General features: G+C 66.4%; 16 protein-coding genes. 4 read left to right on the forward strand and 12 right to left on the reverse strand.

Annotated features, from left to right (window positions below; genetic code table 11):
- The first annotated feature begins 63 nt into the window (after positions 1-63).
- Both RDU83_04515 and RDU83_04520 read left to right on the forward strand, forming a co-directional pair.
- The gene (locus tag RDU83_04515; GenBank protein MDQ7840275.1) at positions 64-2,373 is read left to right on the forward strand and encodes a DEAD/DEAH box helicase; all 2,310 of its coding nucleotides are present in this window, start codon (positions 64-66) and stop codon (positions 2,371-2,373) included.
- Positions 2,342-3,529, forward strand: a complete 1,188-nt coding sequence (locus tag RDU83_04520; GenBank protein MDQ7840276.1) for a ribonuclease H-like domain-containing protein — start codon at positions 2,342-2,344, stop codon at positions 3,527-3,529. The genes RDU83_04515 and RDU83_04520 overlap by 32 nt, the downstream gene beginning before the upstream one ends.
- Here RDU83_04520 and RDU83_04525 read toward each other — a convergent pair.
- Together RDU83_04525 and RDU83_04530 are read right to left on the reverse strand one after the other, a co-directional pair.
- Positions 3,526-4,413, reverse strand: coding sequence for a 2-hydroxy-3-oxopropionate reductase (locus RDU83_04525; protein MDQ7840277.1), 888 nt, complete (start codon positions 4,411-4,413; stop codon positions 3,526-3,528). The genes RDU83_04520 and RDU83_04525 overlap by 4 nt on opposite strands.
- A 27-nt stretch (positions 4,414-4,440) precedes the next feature.
- Positions 4,441-5,229 (reverse strand): hydroxypyruvate isomerase family protein, encoded by a 789-nt coding sequence (locus RDU83_04530; GenBank protein ID MDQ7840278.1) that lies wholly within the window; start codon positions 5,227-5,229, stop codon positions 4,441-4,443.
- Positions 5,230-5,376: 147 nt separating this feature from the next.
- On the opposite strand from RDU83_04530, the gene RDU83_04535 reads away from it, so the two are divergent.
- Both RDU83_04535 and RDU83_04540 read left to right on the forward strand, forming a co-directional pair.
- A complete protein-coding gene (locus RDU83_04535; protein MDQ7840279.1) occupies positions 5,377-6,432 on the forward strand; it encodes a hypothetical protein in 1,056 nt (351 codons plus the stop codon).
- Positions 6,433-6,437: 5 nt separating this feature from the next.
- On the forward strand, positions 6,438-7,658 hold the full coding sequence (locus tag RDU83_04540; protein MDQ7840280.1) for a 6-phosphofructokinase: 1,221 nt from the start codon (positions 6,438-6,440) through the stop codon (positions 7,656-7,658).
- Here the strand turns inward: RDU83_04540 and RDU83_04545 are convergent.
- From RDU83_04545 to RDU83_04590, 10 genes are all read right to left on the reverse strand, one after another.
- Positions 7,655-8,737 carry an ABC transporter ATP-binding protein gene (locus RDU83_04545; protein MDQ7840281.1) on the reverse strand — a complete coding sequence of 361 codons (1,083 nt, stop codon included), beginning with the start codon at positions 8,735-8,737 and terminating at the stop codon, positions 7,655-7,657. The two genes, RDU83_04540 and RDU83_04545, sit on opposite strands and share 4 nt — an antisense overlap.
- Positions 8,738-8,758: 21 nt before the next feature.
- The gene (locus RDU83_04550; GenBank protein ID MDQ7840282.1) at positions 8,759-10,990 is read right to left on the reverse strand and encodes an iron ABC transporter permease; all 2,232 of its coding nucleotides are present in this window, start codon (positions 10,988-10,990) and stop codon (positions 8,759-8,761) included.
- Positions 10,991-11,086: 96 nt separating this feature from the next.
- On the reverse strand, positions 11,087-12,109 hold the full coding sequence (locus tag RDU83_04555) for an ABC transporter substrate-binding protein (GenBank protein MDQ7840283.1): 1,023 nt from the start codon (positions 12,107-12,109) through the stop codon (positions 11,087-11,089).
- Positions 12,110-12,196: 87 nt separating this feature from the next.
- Positions 12,197-13,093 (reverse strand): 5-keto-L-gluconate epimerase, encoded by an 897-nt coding sequence (iolO, locus tag RDU83_04560; GenBank protein MDQ7840284.1) that lies wholly within the window; start codon positions 13,091-13,093, stop codon positions 12,197-12,199.
- Positions 13,077-14,042 carry a 3-dehydro-scyllo-inosose hydrolase gene (iolN, locus tag RDU83_04565; protein ID MDQ7840285.1) on the reverse strand — a complete coding sequence of 322 codons (966 nt, stop codon included), beginning with the start codon at positions 14,040-14,042 and terminating at the stop codon, positions 13,077-13,079. Before iolN ends, iolO begins: the two co-directional genes overlap by 17 nt.
- On the reverse strand, positions 14,039-15,121 hold the full coding sequence (locus tag RDU83_04570) for an ABC transporter ATP-binding protein (GenBank protein ID MDQ7840286.1): 1,083 nt from the start codon (positions 15,119-15,121) through the stop codon (positions 14,039-14,041). The genes iolN and RDU83_04570 overlap by 4 nt, the downstream gene beginning before the upstream one ends.
- 5 nt (positions 15,122-15,126) lie before the next feature.
- On the reverse strand, positions 15,127-16,776 hold the full coding sequence (locus tag RDU83_04575) for an iron ABC transporter permease (GenBank protein ID MDQ7840287.1): 1,650 nt from the start codon (positions 16,774-16,776) through the stop codon (positions 15,127-15,129).
- A 76-nt stretch (positions 16,777-16,852) separates the two neighbouring features.
- A complete protein-coding gene (locus RDU83_04580) occupies positions 16,853-17,872 on the reverse strand; it encodes an ABC transporter substrate-binding protein (GenBank protein MDQ7840288.1) in 1,020 nt (339 codons plus the stop codon).
- A gap of 58 nt (positions 17,873-17,930) precedes the next feature.
- Positions 17,931-18,767 (reverse strand): Cof-type HAD-IIB family hydrolase, encoded by an 837-nt coding sequence (locus tag RDU83_04585; protein ID MDQ7840289.1) that lies wholly within the window; start codon positions 18,765-18,767, stop codon positions 17,931-17,933.
- A complete protein-coding gene (locus tag RDU83_04590) occupies positions 18,760-19,746 on the reverse strand; it encodes a Gfo/Idh/MocA family oxidoreductase (protein ID MDQ7840290.1) in 987 nt (328 codons plus the stop codon). Before RDU83_04590 ends, RDU83_04585 begins: the two co-directional genes overlap by 8 nt.
- Between the last annotated feature and the right edge of the window lie 14 nt (positions 19,747-19,760).

Consider the following 19,760-nt stretch of genomic DNA (forward strand, 5'->3'; position numbering starts at 1 on the left):
TCCTTGCACAGAAGGAGGCCGGCCTGTCCGCTGTCGAACCTGTGTTCGTACCATGGTGATGGAATGACACTCGAGCAGATCCTGACCGCGCTGCACACCGAGCCTGCGTGGGCCCGGCACATCACCGCCTGGCACCAGGTCCCGGAGCGGCCGGGCCGGTACGAGCCGATCCCTGCCGATGTGGACGGCCGACTGGCTTCGGCGCTTCGGCACGCGGGCATCGAGCGGCTCTACACGCACCAGGCTCAGGCTTTCGAGATCGCCAGGTCGGGCCGGCACCTGGTGGTCGTCACGCCGACCGCGTCGGGCAAGACGCTCTGCTACAACCTGCCGGTCCTCAACACGTTGTTGGCGGCCCCCCAGACCCGTGCGCTCTACCTGTTTCCAACCAAGGCCCTCTCCATGGACCAGGTGGACGAGCTGCAGACGCTGGTCACCGCGCTGGAGGCGGACATCAAGGCCTCCACCTACGATGGTGATACGCCCGGCGCGGCACGGCGGGTAATCAGGACCGCCGGTCACGTTGTGGTCACAAACCCCGACATGCTGCACGCGGCGATCCTGCCGCACCACACGAAGTGGCTGCGGCTGTTCGAGAACCTCCGCTACGTCGTTGTTGACGAGCTGCACACCTACCGCGGGGTGTTCGGCAGCCACGTTGCCAACGTGCTCCGGCGGCTGCGGCGCATCTGCCGCTTCTACGGCAGCACACCCCAGGTGATCTTCACCTCGGCCACGATCGGCAACCCGAAGGAACTTGCCGAACGCCTGCTGGAGGAAGAGGTTACGCTGGTGGACGACAATGGCGCGCCCTCAGGCCCAAAGGTCATCGCGTTCTACAATCCGCCGGTGATCAATCGTGAGTTGGGCATCCGCCGGGACGCGCTCTCCGAGGCCGGCAGGATGGCCGGTGAGTTCATCCGCAACCGGATCCCGCTGATCGCGTTCGCGCGCAGCCGCCGTGCCTGTGAGCTCCTGACCACCCGGTTTCAGGCGGTCGCATCCGGCCATCAGATCCCCCCGGAACGCATCGCCGGCTACCGCGCGGGCTACCTGCCGTCCGAGCGGCGGGCCATCGAGAAGGGGCTCAGGGACGGAAGCGTGCTGGCCGTCGCCGCCACCAATGCGCTGGAGCTCGGTATTGACATCGGCCGTCTGCAGGCGGCGCTGCTGGTCGGGTATCCCGGCACGGTGGCCTCAACCTGGCAGCAGGCGGGACGCGCAGGCCGCACGCAGGACCTGTCCGCGGCGATCCTGATCGCCACCAGCGACCCGCTCGATCAGTACATTGTGCGGCATCCCGAGTACTTCTTCGGGCAGTCGCCGGAGGCCGGACTGGTCAACCCCGACAACCTCTACATCCTGACCAGCCACGTGCGCTGTGCGGCGTTCGAGCTGCCTATCGAGAGCGGCGAGCGGTTCGGACCCAGCACCCTGCCCGAGGTCCTGGACTACCTGCAGTCGCAGCGAATCGTGCACCGGGAAGATGACCGCTGGCACTACGTGGCCGACGCGTATCCGGCCCAAGACGTCTCGCTGCGCAGCGCCTCCACCGAGAACGTGGTGATCATTGACACCACGGATCCCGCGCCCCGGGTCGTGGGCGAGGTGGACCTGGCCAGCGCTCCCGGACTCGTGCACGAGGACGCGATCTACCTGCACCTGGGCCAGCAGTACCACGTGGACCGGCTCGAGTGGGAAGAACGAAAGGCATACGTCCACCGCGTAGACGTGGACTACTACACCACCGCCCAGATCGCGGTTGACATCCGGGTGCTGACGGAGTTCGCCCCGGGCGCGGCTGAGGGGCGCGCGGCGGCTCCAGGCCGCCCCCATACCGGGATGGTCCGCGGCGGACCGGCCCACGGTGAGGTTGTGGTCACCTACCGGCCGACGATCTTCAAGAAGCTGACGCTCGAGGGGCACGAGAACGTGGGCTGGGGCCCGATCCACCTGAGCGAATCCACGCTGCACACCACGGCCTACTGGCTGGCGCTCCCCGAACTACCGGTGCCCCAGCACGAACTGCAGGGGCTGTTGATAGGGCTCTCTCATTCCCTGGCGCACGTCGCCGCGCTGTTTCTGATGTGCGATCCGCGCGACCTCGGTCGCACCTACGAGGTACATTCGCCGCACACCGACCGGCCGACGGTCTTCCTCTATGACGCCTTCCCGGGCGGGGTCGGCTTCGCGGAGCGGCTGTACCGGATGCACCACCAGGTGCTATCTGCCGCCCGCGATCTGATCGCGGCGTGCCCGTGCGACTCCGGCTGCCCATCGTGCGTCGGGCCGGTACTGGAGGTCGGGGGCACCGGCAAGGCCCTCGCGCTGGAGATCCTCGATGCCCGGCTCATCCCAGACGCTCGCCGATAGGCTGGCAATGCTGGGGACCGCCGTCCGAGCGCCCGCGGCGCGGACGGCCGGGTGGGACGGACCGGCCTTCGAGGTACGCCGCAACAGGCGCGACGCCGGCGAGTTCTTCGGCCGGGAGCAGCCGCATCCGGCGGATGCGAGCGCCCTGTTTCTCGACACCGAGACCACGGGCCTTGCGGGTGGTACCGGCACCACGCCGTTTCTGGTGGGCCTGGCCTTCCTTGCGGACGGCGAGGTGGTCACCGAGCAGTATTTCCTGCGCCGCCTCTCCGGCGAGGCTGCCATGCTGGACGCGTTGCGCGAGCGCCTGGTCGCGGTGGAGACGCTCGTTACGTTCAACGGCCGGAGGTTCGACTGGCCGATCCTGGAGGCGCGGGGGATCATCAACCGGACGCCGCTGGAGGCTCCTCCCGAGCACCACGACCTGATCGGCGCGGCGCGGCGGTTGTGGTACAGGCCGCTGGGTACCTACCGGCTCTCGGTGATCGAGCGGCAAGTACTCGGCATTGACCGCACCGATGATGTTGACGCGGCCCAGATCCCAGGTCTCTACCTCGACTACCTGCGCACCGGGGATGCCGCGTCGCTGGAACCGGTCTTCGAGCACAACCGCCACGACGTCCTCAGCCTGCTACACCTGCGCCGGAAGGTGCGCCGGTGGGTAGAGGACGGCGTGGATCCGCCACAACCGGTGGACTGGGAGGGCCTGGGCGTGCTGCGGCTGCGGGCGGCCGCGGCGGCGCTCGACGGCGACACGATCGGCCGCGCCCTGATCGGGAACGCGGAGACCGCGCTGCGCCGGGCGCTGGAGGCCGAGGACGACCCCGCCTCGCGCTGGCGCATCGCCTCGCGGCTGGCCCGGCTGTTGCGCCGCGCAGCACGCTGGGAGGAACTGCTGGCGCTGTGGGAACATGCCGCCGGCGTTCGCGGGTCCTGGCGCGTGCGGACCCTTATCGAGGTCGCTAAGGTGCAGCAGCGGAGGCTGAAGCAACCGGCCCATGCCGCCGCCGCGCTTGAGGAAGCCGCGACCGTGGCCGAATGGCTGGCGGCCACCGGCAACCCGATCGCAACCGCTCTGGAGGACCAGGTGCGGGCGCGTCTGGTGCGACTACAACAGGGAGCGGCCCGCCCGGCCGCCCTGCGCCGGGGCCGTTAGTCCTCCATACCGGCCAGCGCCTCGACGAACCTGGCAATTCCGGAATGATCGAGATCCTGGTGCCCCTGCGCCACGAGCGATCCCAGAACCTCGTGCACCAGAGCGGTCGCGAGAAGGGGCACACCGTAGGCCTTGCCCGAGGCCATCGCGATCCCCAGATCCTTCTGATGGAGTTTGATGCGGAAGCCCGGCGCGAAGTTGCGATCGATGATGCGCTGGCCGTGGAGGTCGAGGATCCGGCTCTGTGCGAATCCTCCCAACAGCGCCTGGCGAACCTTTGCTACGTCCACACCGGCCTTGCGGGCCAGCGTGAGCGCCTCGGCAACCGCCATTATCGTGATGCCGACGACGATCTGGTTGCAGGTCTTGGTGACCTGGCCGGAGCCGGGCTCTTCACCGATGTGCACGATGTTCTTGCCCATGACTTGGAAGACGGGCAGCACCCGCTCGAATGTGGCGCTGGGCCCTCCCACCATGATGGAGAGCGTCGCCTCGACGGCTCCCTTCTGCCCGCCGCTGACCGGCGCGTCGAGCGCGGTCACGCCCTTTGCAGCCAGGGCCTGAGCCACCTCGCGGCTGGCAAGAGGGGAGATGGTGCTCATGTCCACAACGGCCTGGCCCGCGCGCACGCCCTCAATCACCCCGTCAGGCCCGAGGATGACCTGGCGCACCTCCGGGGAGTCGGGCAGCATCGTGATGACTATGTCGCTCTGCTCTGCCACCGCCCGTGATGATCCCCCGTCGGTGGCCCCTGCCGCCACCAGCTCGTCTACCGCCGTGCGCGCGAGGTCGTGGACGACCACGGGATACCCGGCCCCCAGCAGGTGGAGTGACATCGGCTTGCCCATGATCCCCAGCCCAATGAAACCAATCCGGTCTGCCATTGTGTTGCCTCCCTCTTGGATCCCGCTCTAGGAGCGCGTGTAGCCCAGCGCCTCAATCCAGCCGAACGACTCATCGGTGGTGCCGGCCGGGCGGTACTCCAGCCCGACGTCGCCCGCATAGTCGGTGCGGTCGAGGACGCGGAAGAGGTAGCCGAAGTTAATCTCTCCTGTACCTGGCTGGTTGCGGTCAGGGGAATCGGCGACCTGGATGTGGCCGATCCGGCCGATGTTGTTCCGGAGCGTATGGGCCAGGTTGCCCTCCATGCGCTGCACGTGGTAGACATCGAACTGCACCTTGAGGTTGGCGGCGCCGACCGCTTCCTGAAGCTGGAACGCCTCGGAGGTCGTGCGCAGGAAGAACCCGGGGATGTCAAAGGTGTTAACCGGCTCGGCCAGGAGGACCAGCCCTACCTCCTCGAAGGCCGCGGCCGCGCTCTTGAGGTTGTCAACCAGGCACGCCCACTGCTCGGCCAGCGGTACGCTCTCCATCTGCTTCCCTACAAGGCAGTTGACGCGCGGGCAACCCAGGCGGCGGGCGACCTCAACGGCCAGGCGAACGCCTTCCCTAAACTCGCCGCGCCGTCCCGGGTCCACCGCGATGCCGCGCTCGCCGGCGGCCCAGTCCCCGGCAGGAAGGTTGAACAGCGCCTGTCGGAGCTTAAGTCGGCGCAACTCGCCGGCGATGGCATCTATGTCCTCGGCATAGGGGAACATGTACTCGACCGCGCCGAATCCGGCGCGGGCAGCGGAATCGAAGCGGGCAATGAAGGGACGATCTGACCACAGGAACGTGAGGTTTGCGGCAAAACGCGGCATGGCGCCTCCCCGACGGTGGACTGTTACCCCCTCACAGTATACGGCCCTGTTCGCTCCCGGCAACTACATCCGTGACCTCGGCAGGGGAACGCACCCGCGCGCGAGAAGCGCAATGGTAATAGGGTTCACTAAGCAGGAGGGATGGAAATGTCAGCGGCAGTCTACGATATCGGCTCCTACGTCTTTTCGCCAGAGAAGTTCTTCCCCGCGAGCTTGTTCGACCGCATCACGGAGCTGCGGATCACCCGGCCCGGGATTGTGCAGCAGGAGGCCGAACGGCGGCTGAAGCGCGCGCAACTGACCACAGGCGGCCGGCTGGTCATCCTGGCGGCCGACCACCCGGCCCGCAACGTCGCCGGTGTCGGGGATGACCCAATCGCCATGGGCAACCGGTGGGCACTGCTGAGCAGGATCCTTCGGGTCCTGACCGCGCCTGACGCCGACGGCCTGATGGCCACCCCGGACATCATGGAAGAGCTGTTCATCGTCAACCACATGGTCAGGGAGATGGGCGGCCCCTCGTTCCTCGACAACAAAGTGCTGTTGGGCTGCATGAACCGGGGCGGGCTCGCCGGGGCGGCGTTTGAAATGGATGACCGAATGACCGCCTTCACGCCGGAGCGGATCGCGGAGTTGCGCCTCGACGGCGCCAAGCTGATGTTCCGCCTGGAACCCTCAGAGCCGGCCTCTGGATGGACGATTGACTACTGCGTGAAGGCACTCGACCGGCTGTACGACCTGAACATCCCGGCATTCCTGGAGTGCCTGGCCGTGCAGAAGAGCGAGGGCAAGTACAAGATGCTCAAGCTGGCGCCGGAGCTGGTCAAGGTCATAGGCGTCGCCTCGGGGCTGGGGAAGTCGTCGCTGGGAACATGGCTGAAGATCCCCTACTGCGAGCGCTACGAGCTTATCGCTCGGGCAACCACATGTCCCATCCTAATGCTGGGCGGCGAATCCAAGGGCGATCCTACCGGCATCTTCACCGAGTTCGCCTCGGGGATGCGCGCCGGCGCAACGATCCGCGGTGCGCTGGTGGGCCGCAACGTGACCTTCCCTGGATGCGACGATCCCCGGGCCGTGGCGCACGGGGTGGCAGGGATCGTGCACCGCGGATGGGACGCGGCGCAGGCGACCTCCGCCATGCCCGCGGCACGCGATCGCGATGCCGACTTCTTCACGCGGCTGATGGGTCAGGCGAGGTAGCAGCCATGGAACTCCTGCGTGGAAACCTGGTTGTCGGGCAGTCCGGAGGCCCCACCGCGGTCATCAACAGCAGCCTCTCCGGAGTGGTCCTCGAGGCGCTGGAGCACGACGCGATCGAGGAGATCTATGGGATGGTGCACGGCGTCGAGGGGCTCCTGGGGGAGGAGTTGATCGACCTGGGACGCCAGAGCGCCGCCACGATTGCCGGGCTGCGCTCCACCCCCTCGGCGGCGCTGGGATCGTGCCGGCACAAGCTGCGCGACGCCGACTACGAGAAGCTCCTGCGGGTGCTGGAAGCCCACGGGGTTCGTTACTTCGTCTACATCGGCGGCAACGACTCAGCCGATACCGCCTGGCGCCTGGGACGCCTTGCGGCCGACCGGGGGTACGAGCTGCGCGTGATGAGCGTCCCCAAGACGATTGACAACGACCTGGTCGAGACCGACCACTGCCCTGGTTACGGCAGCGTCGCCCGCTGGCTGGCCACAGCCGTCCGCGACGCCGGGCTTGACACCGAGGCGATCGGCGTCGTTGACACAATCAAGGTCGTCGAGACGATGGGCCGCAACACCGGCTGGATCACCGCTGCCACCGCACTGGCGCGTGACCACACCGATGCCGCGCCTCACCTGATCTACCTGCCGGAGCGGCCGTTCGTGCGCGACCGTTTCCTCTCCGACGTGGACCGCGTCTACAAGAAGCTCGGCCACGCGGTCATCACCGTCTGTGAGGGGCTGAAGGACGAGCGGGGCGAGTATCTCTCGGCCAGCGGCAAGACGGTGGACGTGGACCGTTTTGGTCACAAGCAGCTCGGCGGCGCCGCGGCCGTGCTCTGCGACATCGTTGCCGAAGGGCTCGGCATCAAGGCGAGGTGGGACAAACCCGGAACGATCCAGCGGGTGTCAATGCTGGCCGCATCGCCCGTTGATCTCGAGGAAGCGTATCAGGTGGGCCGCGCCGCGGTCCGCCACGCGGTCGAGGGTCAGGATGGCGCGATGGTCACGCTGGTGCGTGAGTCGTCCGAGCCCTACCGGTGGACCACCGGACTGGCGCCGCTCGAGCGCGTCGCCAACGCCGAGAGGAAGGTCCCGGACGAGTTCATAGCGCCGGAGGGCAACGACGTCACCGAAGCGTTCCTGGCTTACGCCAGACCGCTAATCGGTCCTGCGCTGCCGCCGTACGCGCGGCTGGACATGGCGCGCGTGCCCCCGCGCACCGGCGCCTAGGCGCCCGGCGGCAGCAGGTAGAGGGCCGTTGGCGAGAACAGCAGCCTGACTTCCGTTCCCATCCGGTATATCCGGTCCACGCTGCGCGGGTCGGCCACGCTGACTTCCCCGGCCTCGGTTTCGATGAGGTAGTCGGCGTAGGTGCCCATGAAGAACGCGGTCTGCACGCGCCCGGGAAGGCCCTCTCCCCCGACCTCGACCTGAACGGACTCCGGCCGCACCATGAGCGTGGCCGCGCCCGGGGTCATGCCGGGCTGCCGGTAGGAAAACCGGTAGCTGCCCACCCGCACGGTCCCGTCCTCGACAAATGCGGGCAGCAGGTTCGCCTCCCCGATGAAGTCCGCCACAAACCGAGAGGCCGGCCGCCGGTACAGGTCGGTCGGCGTGCCGATCTGCTCGATCCGTCCCTGGTTCATGACCACCACGATGTCGGAGATCGCCAGGGCCTCCGACTGATCGTGCGTAACGTAGATGCTGGTAATCCCGAGGTCTTGCTGCAACATGCGGATGTCGGCGCGGACGCGCTTGCGGAGCTTGGCGTCCAGGTTGGAGAGCGGCTCGTCGAAGAGCAGCACCTTGGGCTGCATCACGAGCGCTCGGGCCAATGCCACACGCTGCTGCTGGCCGCCGGAGAGCTGGGCCGGCGCACGGCGCTCCAGGCCCGGCAGGCCGACCAGACTCATCGCCTCGCCGACGCGGTGGCGGATCTCCTCTTGGGGCCGGCGCATCACCCGAAGGCCGTACGCTATGTTCTCGAAGACAGTGAGGTGAGGGAAGAGGGCGTAGGCCTGAAACACCATCGTCACGCTGCGGTTGGCAGCAGGCAGCGGGGTCACGTCCTCGTTGCCGATGTAGACCCGCCCATCGGTCGGCCACTCCAGACCGGCGATCATACGTAGGGCCGTCGTCTTCCCGCAGCCCGATGGGCCCAGCAGCGTCACCAGATTACCGGCCGGGACTTCCAGCGTCACGTCGTCCACGGCCATGACGGTTCCAAAACGCTTGGTGACGTGGTCGAAACGGACCGGGGAGGCTTCCTGATGCAGAACCTGCTTGAGTTGCGTGGCTGGAACCGCCATCTCCGTCTACACCTCAGCTTCCTAGGGCTTGGCCTGCGCTCCGCGCCCGGCTCGCACGTCCAGTCTGGTCGTCAGCGTGTAGAGCGCCATGATCACAAGAGCCATGAAGATCACCAGGACCGAAGACAGCGCCGCGGCCCTGCCCATGCTGCCGTGCTCAACGTATGACAGGATGAGGGCCGTGCTCAGGTTCACCCTGGGGGTCACCAGGAAGATCACCTGGCTGACGGCCGTCATCGCCCGGACGAACGCGAAGACAAGCCCGGACAGCAGCGCCGCCTGAACTAGCGGGGCGACCACGCGCCGCAGCGTCGTCAGCGAACCGGCCCGCAGCATCGTAGAGCACTCCTCCAGCGAGCGGTCTATCTGGTGGATCGCCGCCACCCCGGAGCGGATCGCCACCGGCATGTTCCGGAAGACGAAGGCCATGATGATGATCAGCTCGGTCCCAGTGAGCAGGAGCGTGCCCTGGTTGAATGCCAGGATGTAGCCGATCCCCATCACGGTGCCGGGCACCGCGAACGAGAGCATCGCGGAAAACTCCAGCGCCTGCCGGCCCGGGAACGAGTAGCGCGTGACCAGGTAGCCGATAAGGAACCCCAGCACGGTGGAAGGCAGCGCGGCGATGAGCGACAGTGAGGCCGTGGTCCGGAAGACGTGCCAGCCCGATGGGGACAACCCCTTCACGTGCGCGAGCGTGAAGGTGTAGTCGAACCCCCAGAGCTTGGTCACGCTGCCGACAAATATCGAGCCGTAGAGCAGCACGATCAGCAGCACCCAGACCAGGAACACGCCGGTGACGGCGTAGTCAAGGGCCGGGGGCAGCTTGCGCGGCGTGGCATGGGTGGGCCGGCCTGTGACCGTCACGTAGAACCGCTCGCCCACCCAGTACCTCTGAACAAGGAAGATCGTCAGCGTCATGCTGAGCAGCACTACCCCGAAAACAGCGGCCTCATTGGGGTTGTAGCGGCCGATGATGGCGTAGAACACCTCTGTCGCCAGATAGGGCTTGCCGCCACCGATCACGACGGGGTTGCCGAAGTCGGCCAGGCTTTCGATCACCGTCAGCAGAAAGGCGTTGGCGATGCCGGGCCGCGCCAGCGGCCAGATGACCGTCCGCAGCGTGTACCAGTTGGAGGCCCCAAGGGTCTCGGAGGCCTCTTCGAGAGCGACGTCCATGGCACGCACAACGCCCTGTAGCAGAAGGAAGGCGATCGGCGTGTATGCCAGGATCTGGGCGATTGACAACCCCAGCAGCCCGGAGAAAACGGTGGTTGACATCCCGAGAACGGAGTGCGTGATGAACCCCTGCCGGCCGAACAGGTAGATCATGGCCAGACCCAGGACGAATGGCGGGGTTATCATCGGCAGGATCGAGATCGGCCCTAGCAGCCGGCGCGTGGGGAGCTGGGACCGCTCGGCCAGCAATGCGAACAGAAACCCCAATCCGGTGGAGGCGATGCCCACGACCAGAGCCAGCAGAACGCTGTTGCGCACCGCCCCGAAACCGAGGTAGAGCGCGCCCATTAGCAGGCCCACAATTCCGCTTCCCGCCGCCCACAGAACCACTGGGCGGAGCTTCCGGACAAGCACCGCAGCGACCAGCCCGGCGACGGCGGCGACAACCGCTCCGAACGTCACGGCTATGCGCATCTCGTCCCGGGGCGTGTACGGGTTGTTGATCATCAGGAAGTTCGGCGATTGGAATACCGTGCCGAACACCTCGAGGGTCAACCGCCCCTTGACGACCACGCTCGCCTGGAGCACCATCCACAGCGGGTACAAGATGAAGAGGACAACGAACACGGCGACCCAGACTATGCTCGCAGCGATGAATGCGTCGGCGCGCAGGTAGCCGCTAAGCGACAGCCCGGTTCCAACCAGCGAGAGAAAGCAGAGGAACATGACCACGGGCGCCGGACCCATCGGTTGGCCGCGACCGCCGAGGGCAAGCACAACTAGAATGGACCCTACCGCAGCTGTGACAAGCGCCAGGTGACCGCGGCGGTACAGCGGCAGCCTCAGCATGCCCAGGACGGCGGAAAGGAGCGCGCAGGCCAGGGCCGCGGCCACGGTCGGCTCGGAGCCGAGCAGCTCGATCCCGGTCGTGCCCGCGACGAAGCTGGCAAGGTCCCGGCCGGTCCTGAACCAGGGGAGCAGCAGCCCGCCGGCTAGTGCCAGCCCGCCCCAGGCCAGAAGCGTCATGCTCGGCGCGTACAAGGGACGGGTGATTGCGACCGTGGAACTGGTCATCAAGCCTCCTCTGTGGAAAAGGCGCGCGGACGCTGCTGTCGGGATGGCAGGTGGGTGGGGGAAGAATCCACCCACCTGCGGGGCACAACCTACGGCCTACTTGGGCAGCGGGAAAACCTCCTTCAGCCAGCGCTCAAGCAGCTTGTCCCGCACGTCGGCCTTGCCGAACCGGACGAAGTCGTACTTGATGACGTTGAAGTCCTGGAAGCGCGGTGAAACCTTGGGTACCGTTGACTTCGCGTTTGACGGGAGCTGGAAGGACTCGCCAAACTCGCTTGCCAGCTTCTGGGCATCGGGTGACAGCGCCCACTCGATGAACGCAATGCCGTTGGCGCGGTTGGGCGCACCCTTTATCAGACTGATCCCACCGATCTCGTAGCCGGTCCCGTCGCGGGCCGACCCGTAGGTGATCGGGAACCCGCGCAGGATCTGCACGACCGAGTCGTGGTTGAACGTAATACCTATCGCCACCTCACCCCGGCCGGTCAGGACCCCGGGCGCCGCCCCTGCCCTTGTGTACTCCGTAACGTTGGGGTGGATCCGCTTCAGCACATCGAACGCCTCGCGCTCACCGTATAGTTGAACCATCGTCGCCACCATGGTGTAGCCCGTGCCCGATGTGGTCGGGTTGGGGTAGGCCACCAGCCCCTTGTAGCGCCGGTCGGCCAGATCCTTCCATGTGCGGGGCTCGGGCAGGTTCTTCTCGCGGAGCAGCTTCGGGTTCAGCGCCCAGCCGAGAACGCCCGCGTACAGGGGGATGTACTTGCCCCCTACCGCGTCGCGCAGCTCGGGCCGCAGGTCGTCCCAGTTGCGCGGCCGGAAGAACTCGGTCAGTCCCTCCTCGTTGGCGACGAAGTGCGGATCGCCGGTGCCCCCGAACCACACGTCGAAACTGGGGTTCGCCTTCTCGGCGCGCAGGCGGGTCAGAGCCTCACCGGAGCTCATCCGCACGAAGTCGAGCGTGATCCCAGTGGCCCGCGGGAACTGGGCCTTGAGGGCGTCGCACCACTCGACGGCCGGGCTGCACAGCACAGTAACCCGACCGGCGGCCGGCCCGGCGTGGGCGATGCCCAGCGTTGCCAGAAGCATAACCATGCCTAGCGTCAGCAAGCGTCTCACCGTACCACCTCCCAACAAGAAGTCATTGCTGGCACTTCCCCTTCTGCAATGCTGACTACCACCAGAGAATACGGCTTTTCCACCTCACTAGTTCTTCGCCTCTTGCGGGGTTTCCCCCCGCCGGACGGACACCAAGGGCCGCAGCGCCCGCACCGTCTGCCGGGCGGCCTCCTCGGGGTCCGGCCTGGGCAGAATCTCCGCCGAGAGGAACCTCGCGTAGCCGCACCGCCCCAGCGTGTCAACGATGGCCGCGAAGTCGAGGTGCCCAAACCCCGGCGCCCAGCGGTTGCTGTCGGCGACGTGCACGTGCCACAGCCGCGCCCCAGCGGCAACCAGGGCGCCCTCGATCGTGACTTCCTCGATGTTCATGTGGAAGGTATCGGCCAGCACCCCCAGGTGTAAGGCGCCGGACGCGCCGATCACCTCAAGGGCTTCCTCCACGGTCACCAGGAAGTCGGTCTCGTAGCGGTTGATCGGCTCAATAACCAGGCGGACGCCGGCGGAGGCCGCCGCATCCAGGACCGGGCCGATACCCTCAAGGAACCGGGCAGTCGTCGCCGCATGCCCACCCTCGGCCCGCCCACGGATGAGCCCGATGATGACCAGGCTATCCAGCCGGGCCGCCAGACGCACGTGTCCCATCAGGCGGGCCGTGGCAGCCCGGCGTACCGCGGCGTCCAGGCTGGACAGACTCAACCCGTCCCGCAGAAACGCCTGACCGGTCCCTATGGCCGGCACCACCAGGTTCGCGTCGCGCACCACGGCCTCAAGTCGCCCCACATCGAGCACCGCGGTATCGCGAATCGCCAGTTCCGCGCCGTCGAATCCAAGGGCGGCCAGGCGGGCCACGCCTGCCTCCCAGCCGCCCCGGATCGCCACGGCGTCGAAAGCGGTCTCCTCGACGGAGATGACGAGACTGAGTTTCACGCGCCCGTGCCCACGGTCGCCGGCATTCGCGTTGCGCTCCTTATGGCGGGTACGCAAGCGAGTAGATGCTCTTGCCGCCCTTGGTCGGGCCCTTGAGCACGGCCTCGATCTCCTCCTTGTCCCGCTCGGTCACGTACTCTACCGGCGGCAGCACTCCGGGCGGGAAGGTCTTCAGGATGTCGGTGACCAGCTTCTCAAGGTAGTCGAGCAGCGCCTCGACGCCAGGCTGGGCCTTTTCCGCGGAGGCCAGAGTAGGCCTGCCGACCACACCCTCGGGGTATGCCTTGACTTCGATCGGGCCCGCGCCTATGTGTCCGTACCAGTTGATCGGGCGCCGCATCAAGTTCCCGGCCTTGTCCACGTGACCCTCCGGCAGGAAACCAAACGGCTTGTTGTCCACCGCCCACTCCTGCTTCATCAGTTCGGGGAACAGCGCCATGCACCACGAGGTCTCGACCTCGTCGGCGTGGATGAACTGGGTCTCGTACGGCCCGCCGTCCGCCTTGGTTTTGAAGTAGTCGGGAACGGCATGATACCAGTTCACGTTGACGATCAGCGCGGGCACGCGGTAGCGCTTGCCGAACTGATGGATGGCAACCGGGATCACAAACTCCTGACCGTGCCCGTTGAGCAGGATCTGCTTGCGGAACCCCATGTTCCAGAAGCCCGCGATCATCGAGCGCACGAAGCTGCAGAAGACGTCCTCTGGGATCACGACCGTCCCCGGCATCCCGAGGTGGTGATAGGGGTGCGATCCAAACCACAGCGGTTGGGAGACCGTGCAGCCGGTGCGCTCCGCTACCGCCTCGGCCATCCTGGCCACCAGGAAGATGTCCTCCCCGATCGGCGCGTTGGGCCCGTGTGCCTCCGTGGCGCCGAGCGGAACGATGAGCACATCGTTCTTCTCCAATCGCTCGTCAATGTCGCGCATCGTCATGTTCTGCACGTAGACGCCCGTGCGCCTATCCATGTGCCCGCCCGGAGGCGGGAGTTGCCACTTGCTCATGCCTGACCCTCCCCATCGTGAGTGACCTCGTGTTCGTAGAGCACGTGCATTCGTTCCGGTGCCAGCGTCAGGTAGACTTCGCCGCTCAGCAATTGCTCGCCGGGCGCGGCGTGGTCCACGATCCACTCCCTGCCAACTGCCTCAACCCAGTACCTCGCTAGCCCGCCCAGGAACGCCACGGTCTTCACCCTCCCTCGGAGGGCCGACAGGCCGGGTGCCGTGGGGAACGAGGCCGCCAACGACACGGTCTCTGGGCGCACGACCAGCAGCGCCGGACCAGGTTTCACGGCACTCTCGACGGGCAGGACGACCTCGTCCAGGCGAACTCGGCCGGGGGCGACCACCTGCACCGGCGCGAAGTTGGCCAGCCCCACGAAATCGGCCACGAACCGGTCGGCAGGCCGGTAGTAGATCTCCTGCGGCGCCCCAACCTGGACAATCCGGCCCTGGTTCATCACGGCGATGCGATCGGAGATGGAAAGGGCTTCCTCTTGGTCGTGGGTCACGTAGATCGTGGTCTTGCCCAGCGTCTGCTGAAGGCTGCGTATCTCAGTCCGCACTCGGACGCGCAGCTTGGCGTCCAGGTTGGAGAGCGGCTCGTCGAGCAGCAGCACCTCCGGCTCGACCACAAGTGCCCGCGCCAGTGCCACGCGCTGCTGCTGGCCTCCGGAGAGCTGGTGAGGGAACTTGGACTCCTGGCCCGCCAGCCCGACCAGGTCCAGCACGCCGCCGATCCGACGCCGGGCCTGGGTGGACTCGACGCGTCGCATGCGCAGGCCGTACCCGACGTTCTCCGCCACGGTCATGTGCGGGAACAGCGCGTACTCCTGAAAGACCATCGCGGTGTTGCGGCGGTGCGCGGGGATGTTGGTGACCGGGACGTCACGCACGTAGATCTCCCCGGCGTCGGGGTGGTAGAACCCGGCCACCATTCGAAGCGTGGTGGTCTTGCCGCAACCTGAGGGCCCCAGCAGCGTGGTGAAGTTCCCCTCGGGCACGTCCAGGGACACGCGGTCCACCGCCAGCGTCGTACCCAGGCGCTTGGTGACATTCACAAACCGTACGTGTGCCTCCGTCATGTCCCTCATCCCATTGGCGTCGAGCGCATCGTCCTGCCCACCACGGCCTGTGCCATGCCTACCGAGGCGAAGGTAATCAGCAGGAGCATGGTGGTCAGGGCCGCGGCGCCGCCCCAGATCCCGTTTCCGATCATGTTCAGAATGGCGAAGGTCGCCACGATGTTGCCCGGCGTGACCAGAAACACAACAATGCTGACGTTGGTCACCGACCGTATGAACGACACGGTGAACGCTCCCAGAAAGGCAGGCCGCAGCAGCGGCACGTAGATGTCCCAGAGGACGCGCATCCCGCTGGCCCCTAGATTCGTCGCCGCTTCCTCAATGGACCGCTCGACCTGCTTGAGCGTTGCCACCGCGGCCTGATATCCCATCGGAAGGTGCCAGAAGGCAAGGGCCAGCGCCAGGATCCAGGGGGTCCCGACCAGTTCGACCGGCGGGCGGTTGAAAGCCAGCACGAAGCCCACACCGATGAACACCCCGGGCAGAGCACCGGGCAGGACGGCCAGAAAGTCCAGCACGTGCCTCAGGGGCAGGCGGCGTGAGGTCAGGAACGCCACCGCGACGCCCACCACACCGGTGATGATGCCGGCCATCGCGCCGATCTTCACGCTCGCCCACAGGGTCGGAATCCGGTCCATCGCCAGGCGCCAGTGCGTCAGGGACAAGGTCCAGTCCCGGCCCCACACCGCGGTCAGCGACCCGGCCACGACCCCAAAGTACACCAACCCGACCATTAGGCTCATCAGGACACAGAACAGGAAGGTGCCCCATTTCAGCACGGGGTGGGTCGGCGGCCGCTCGACCCGAGACCCCCTCCCGGTCACCGTGGTGTAGACCCTGCGGCTCACCCAGTAACGCTCGAGCAGGAACAGGCAGGTCGTGGGGACGATCAACATTGCCACCACGAGCGCCGCGCCCTTCAGGTCTGCCAGCCCCTCCATGCGGAACCACGCCTCGGTGGCCAGCAGCGGGAAGCCGCCCGCAATGACGACCGCGTTGCCGAAATCGGCCAGCACCGAGATGGCGACCACGAGCGCCGCGCCGGCGATCCCGGGCCGGGCAAGGGCAAGCGAGATCGTACGGACTACAGCCCATTCGTCGGCGCCCAGATTCCTGGCGGCATGCTCCATGCTGGGATTGATCCCCTCCAGCACCCCGATGATGATGAGCATCGCCAGGGGAAAGAACGCCACAGTCTGGACGAGCCACAGCCCGTGCCAACCAAAGATGTTGGCGTCGAGCCCCAGAACTGTCTTTGTGATCAGTCCCTGCCGACCAAACATCAGGATGTAGGCAAATGCCACCATGAACGGGGGGGCAAATATGGGCAGCACAGCGATGTTGCGGAAGAAACGCCGTCCGGGCACGTCCGGGCGGGTGACGGCAAAGGCGAAAATCAGTCCTGAGAGCGTCGCCGTCAGGGTGGAGATCACCATCATCACCATGCTGTTGCGGGCCGCCTGCATCCATCGTACGCTCTTGGGAATATCCAGGTAGTCCTGCAGTGCCGGATAGACCAGCACACGAAAGGCCGGATACAGCACGAAGAGCCCAAGCATGAGCGCAGCGCCGATGAAGGCAAGCGCGACACCGGGATCACCGGCCTGACGCCGGACCTCTCCCCAGCGGATCACGGCCACAGACTCTGCCACCATCCCTCAGGGGTGGCCCCGGACACTGAACAAGTGCCGGGGCACACCCCGCAGAGGATTCGGCAACATGCGCGCACTACTAGCGCCCGATCTCCCGCGTCCATCGCTCGCGAACCCGAGTCATGTTCTCGATAGACCAGGCGAGGTCGTACTTGACGAACTTCAAGTCCTCGAACCTAGTTGCCCCCATGGGCACCGGCACGTCGGCCCGCACCGGGTAGCGGTACCCGAACTTGGCGTTGATGTCCTGCGGGGTCCGACTGGCCAGGAAGTCTACGTAGGCCTTGGCTCCCTCTGGGTTCGGACCGCCCTTGATAATGGAAACGGCGCCCACCTCAAACCCGGTATCAGGCGGGACGATGGTCTCCAGCGGTTGCATCCCTGCCAAACGGGCGCCTATACCCTCATGCGCCCACTGCATGCCCACTATGCCCTCGCCGCGGGCCAGCAGGGTGATGGTGCCGGGTGCGGTGGGCGTGAACTGCGAGGCGTTGGCATTCAGGGCGCGCAGGTATGCCCATGCGCGATCCTCGCCCAGACGGAAGATTTGCGCGGCAACGAAGATGTAGCCGCCACCGGTCGTGATCGGGCTCGGCATGATGAAGTGCCCTCTGAACTCCGGCCGGAGGAAATCGTCCCAAGTGGCCGGCTTGGGCACGCGGCGCGGGACCATTTCACGGTCCCACCGGTCGGTGTTGATGATAATCGCCAGGGCTCCAAGATACCAACCGTGCCAGAACCCATTGGGATCGATGTAGACCGGGCTGACCTTGGCCTCGGCAAACGCCGGCGACTTGTAGGCCAGTAGCAGGCCCTCGCGCGCCAGCGGGATGTGGAAGTCCCGGGAGCCGCCCGTGAAGATGTCGGCGCGCGGCTTGTCTTTCTCGGCTCGAATCCGCGCCGCGATCGTACCGGCTGCGGCAACGCTGAGGGCCTCCACCGAGATGCCCGTCCGCCTGGTGAACTCGCGGTTCACCATCGTGGTCTCGAGATCCGGCAGGGCTGAGTAGACGATGATCCTGGTCGGCTGCGCCTGAGTGGTTCCCACGCCGACCAGCACGAGCGCCAGCAGCAATCCCATTGCGATCAATCGCTTCATGCTCTCCCCTCCTCCGATACTGATCTTGTTCAACCGCACGACGTGCCTTCGCCGACCTTCATGCCCTTTCCCCGGGTGCCAGAATGAATCGCTCGATCACCTCCTGGAGACCGTGATCGTTGTTGCTGGGAGCCACGTAGTCCGCACGGGCGCGCAGGGCCTCGGGGGCGTTCGCCATCGCCACCCCCAGCCCGGCGTACTCAATCATCGCAAGGTCGTTCAGGTTGTCGCCGACGGCGATGATCTCTTCTCTGCGCAGTCCCAAACGCGCCGCCGCCGCCTGCAGCGCCGTGCCTTTGTCCACGCCTGGGGGCAGGATCTCCAGGTAGATGGTCTCCGAGAAGACGTGATTCACCGGATAGGGCAACAGATGGATGTCACCTACGACCGCTTCCAGCGCAGGCCGCTCCCCAATGATGAGGATCTTCATCGGGTCCTTCTTCAGCCAGTCGGCCAGGTCGCCCACCGGCTCGGCACGCAGGCCGTCCTTGCCCTGGTAGGTCTCCGTGAGCTCGTTCATCGCCGGGACGTAGACACGATCGTCCGTGTATAGGTGCGGCTGCACGGTGGGGTGCCGACGCAGGATGCGCAGGACGTCCTTCGCCTGATCCAGTGCCAGCGGCCTGTGCAACCAGATCTCATCGTGAGCGAAATCGTAGACCAGGCCGCCGTTGTACAGAATAGCGGGTGAATCGGCGCCCAACCGCTCGACGAACTGCTTCGCCGACGGCCAGATGCGGCCGGTGGCCAGACACACGCGGACGCCGCGCGACTGCGCCGCCGCAACGGCCGCCCGCACCTGAGGCGTTATCTCACGGGCGGCGTTTACCAGCGTCCCGTCTATGTCTACCACCAGGAGCCGGCAGCGCACTCGATCGCCCGCCATCTCACCCATCAAGGGGTAACCGCACCACGCCACCGCCCCGCACCGCGCGGTAGACGGCTTCCACCAGCTCTGTCGCCCGGTAGCCGTCCTCGGCGGTCACCGCCGGGGGCTTTTCGCCGAGGGCGGCATCAATGAACAACCTGTCCTGCTCGATGTAGCCCCACTTCTGATCGAAGGGCATGTGGAAGCAGTCCACGGCCTCAACCTGCTCTCGAACCCCAGGGCTGAACCACGCGCGCTCCAGCTCCTCGGTCACGATCGTCGAGTGGACGCCGTAGATCTCAACCCGTTCGTACGGAAACAGCCAGGACGTGTGCGCCACGCTTGTCACGGACGCCACCAGGCCGCTGTGGAACTTGAAAAGCAAGGTAAACCCGTCGAGTTCCTCGTAGGCGCTCTGGCGGGCGCTGCCGGTGACCTCGGCGACATCGCCGAACAGGAACCGCCCCATGTCAAACAGGTGCACGGGCGTCTCGTACAGGTACCCGCCGGTCACCGACCGGTCGCCCGTCCAGACCGGTTGCTGCAGCTCTCCCCGGTTGTGCTTCATCTGTGCCAGACGGGGCACAACGCGGCCTTCCTCGATACGCTGCTTGGCAAACCGGTATACGTTGGAGAACCGCCGGTTGAACCCGATCTGATAGACGCCCTTCGCCCGCCCGGCCGCGTCCCGGATCGTCCGGGCGCCGTCGAGCGAGGTCGCCATCGGCTTCTCGGAGAAGACGTGCAGCCCCGCGTTCAGCGCGGTGACCACGGGCTCCACATGTTGCACGTTGGGCGTGCAGATGAAGACCGCCTGCGCGCCGGCATCCATCAGGGCAGGCAGCCCATCCGACGGTGTCGTTTCCACCTCAGCCGCCAGACGCGCTGCAGCGGCCGGCGCCACGTCCGCGATCCCAACCAACTCCACGCGCGGATCCCGCTTCAAAATCAGCGCGTGGATCCGGCCGATGAATCCTGCTCCCAGCACACCAACCCTGATGCTCATCTCCTCGCTCCTTT

Source organism: bacterium, assembly GCA_031082185.1.
Classification (GTDB): Bacteria; Sysuimicrobiota; Sysuimicrobiia; order Sysuimicrobiales; family Humicultoraceae; genus VGFA01.

Excerpts from the sequence above, each read along its gene's own strand:
- RDU83_04530 (MDQ7840278.1), bottom strand. The coding sequence starts at position 5,229 with ATGCCGCGTTTTGCCGCAAACCTCACGTTCCTGTGGTCAGATCGTCCC.
- RDU83_04520 (MDQ7840276.1), top strand. The coding sequence starts at position 2,342 with ATGCCCGGCTCATCCCAGACGCTCGCCGATAGGCTGGCAATGCTGGGG.
- RDU83_04525 (MDQ7840277.1), bottom strand. The coding sequence starts at position 4,413 with ATGGCAGACCGGATTGGTTTCATTGGGCTGGGGATCATGGGCAAGCCG.
- RDU83_04545 (MDQ7840281.1), bottom strand. The coding sequence starts at position 8,737 with ATGGCGGTTCCAGCCACGCAACTCAAGCAGGTTCTGCATCAGGAAGCC.
- RDU83_04515 (MDQ7840275.1), top strand. The coding sequence starts at position 64 with ATGACACTCGAGCAGATCCTGACCGCGCTGCACACCGAGCCTGCGTGG.
- RDU83_04590 (MDQ7840290.1), bottom strand. The coding sequence starts at position 19,746 with ATGAGCATCAGGGTTGGTGTGCTGGGAGCAGGATTCATCGGCCGGATC.
- RDU83_04535 (MDQ7840279.1), top strand. The coding sequence starts at position 5,377 with ATGTCAGCGGCAGTCTACGATATCGGCTCCTACGTCTTTTCGCCAGAG.
- RDU83_04550 (MDQ7840282.1), bottom strand. The coding sequence starts at position 10,990 with ATGACCAGTTCCACGGTCGCAATCACCCGTCCCTTGTACGCGCCGAGC.
- iolN (MDQ7840285.1), bottom strand. The coding sequence starts at position 14,042 with ATGAGCAAGTGGCAACTCCCGCCTCCGGGCGGGCACATGGATAGGCGC.
- RDU83_04585 (MDQ7840289.1), bottom strand. The coding sequence starts at position 18,767 with ATGGGTGAGATGGCGGGCGATCGAGTGCGCTGCCGGCTCCTGGTGGTA.
- RDU83_04570 (MDQ7840286.1), bottom strand. The coding sequence starts at position 15,121 with ATGACGGAGGCACACGTACGGTTTGTGAATGTCACCAAGCGCCTGGGT.
- RDU83_04580 (MDQ7840288.1), bottom strand. The coding sequence starts at position 17,872 with ATGAAGCGATTGATCGCAATGGGATTGCTGCTGGCGCTCGTGCTGGTC.
- RDU83_04540 (MDQ7840280.1), top strand. The coding sequence starts at position 6,438 with ATGGAACTCCTGCGTGGAAACCTGGTTGTCGGGCAGTCCGGAGGCCCC.
- RDU83_04575 (MDQ7840287.1), bottom strand. The coding sequence starts at position 16,776 with ATGGTGGCAGAGTCTGTGGCCGTGATCCGCTGGGGAGAGGTCCGGCGT.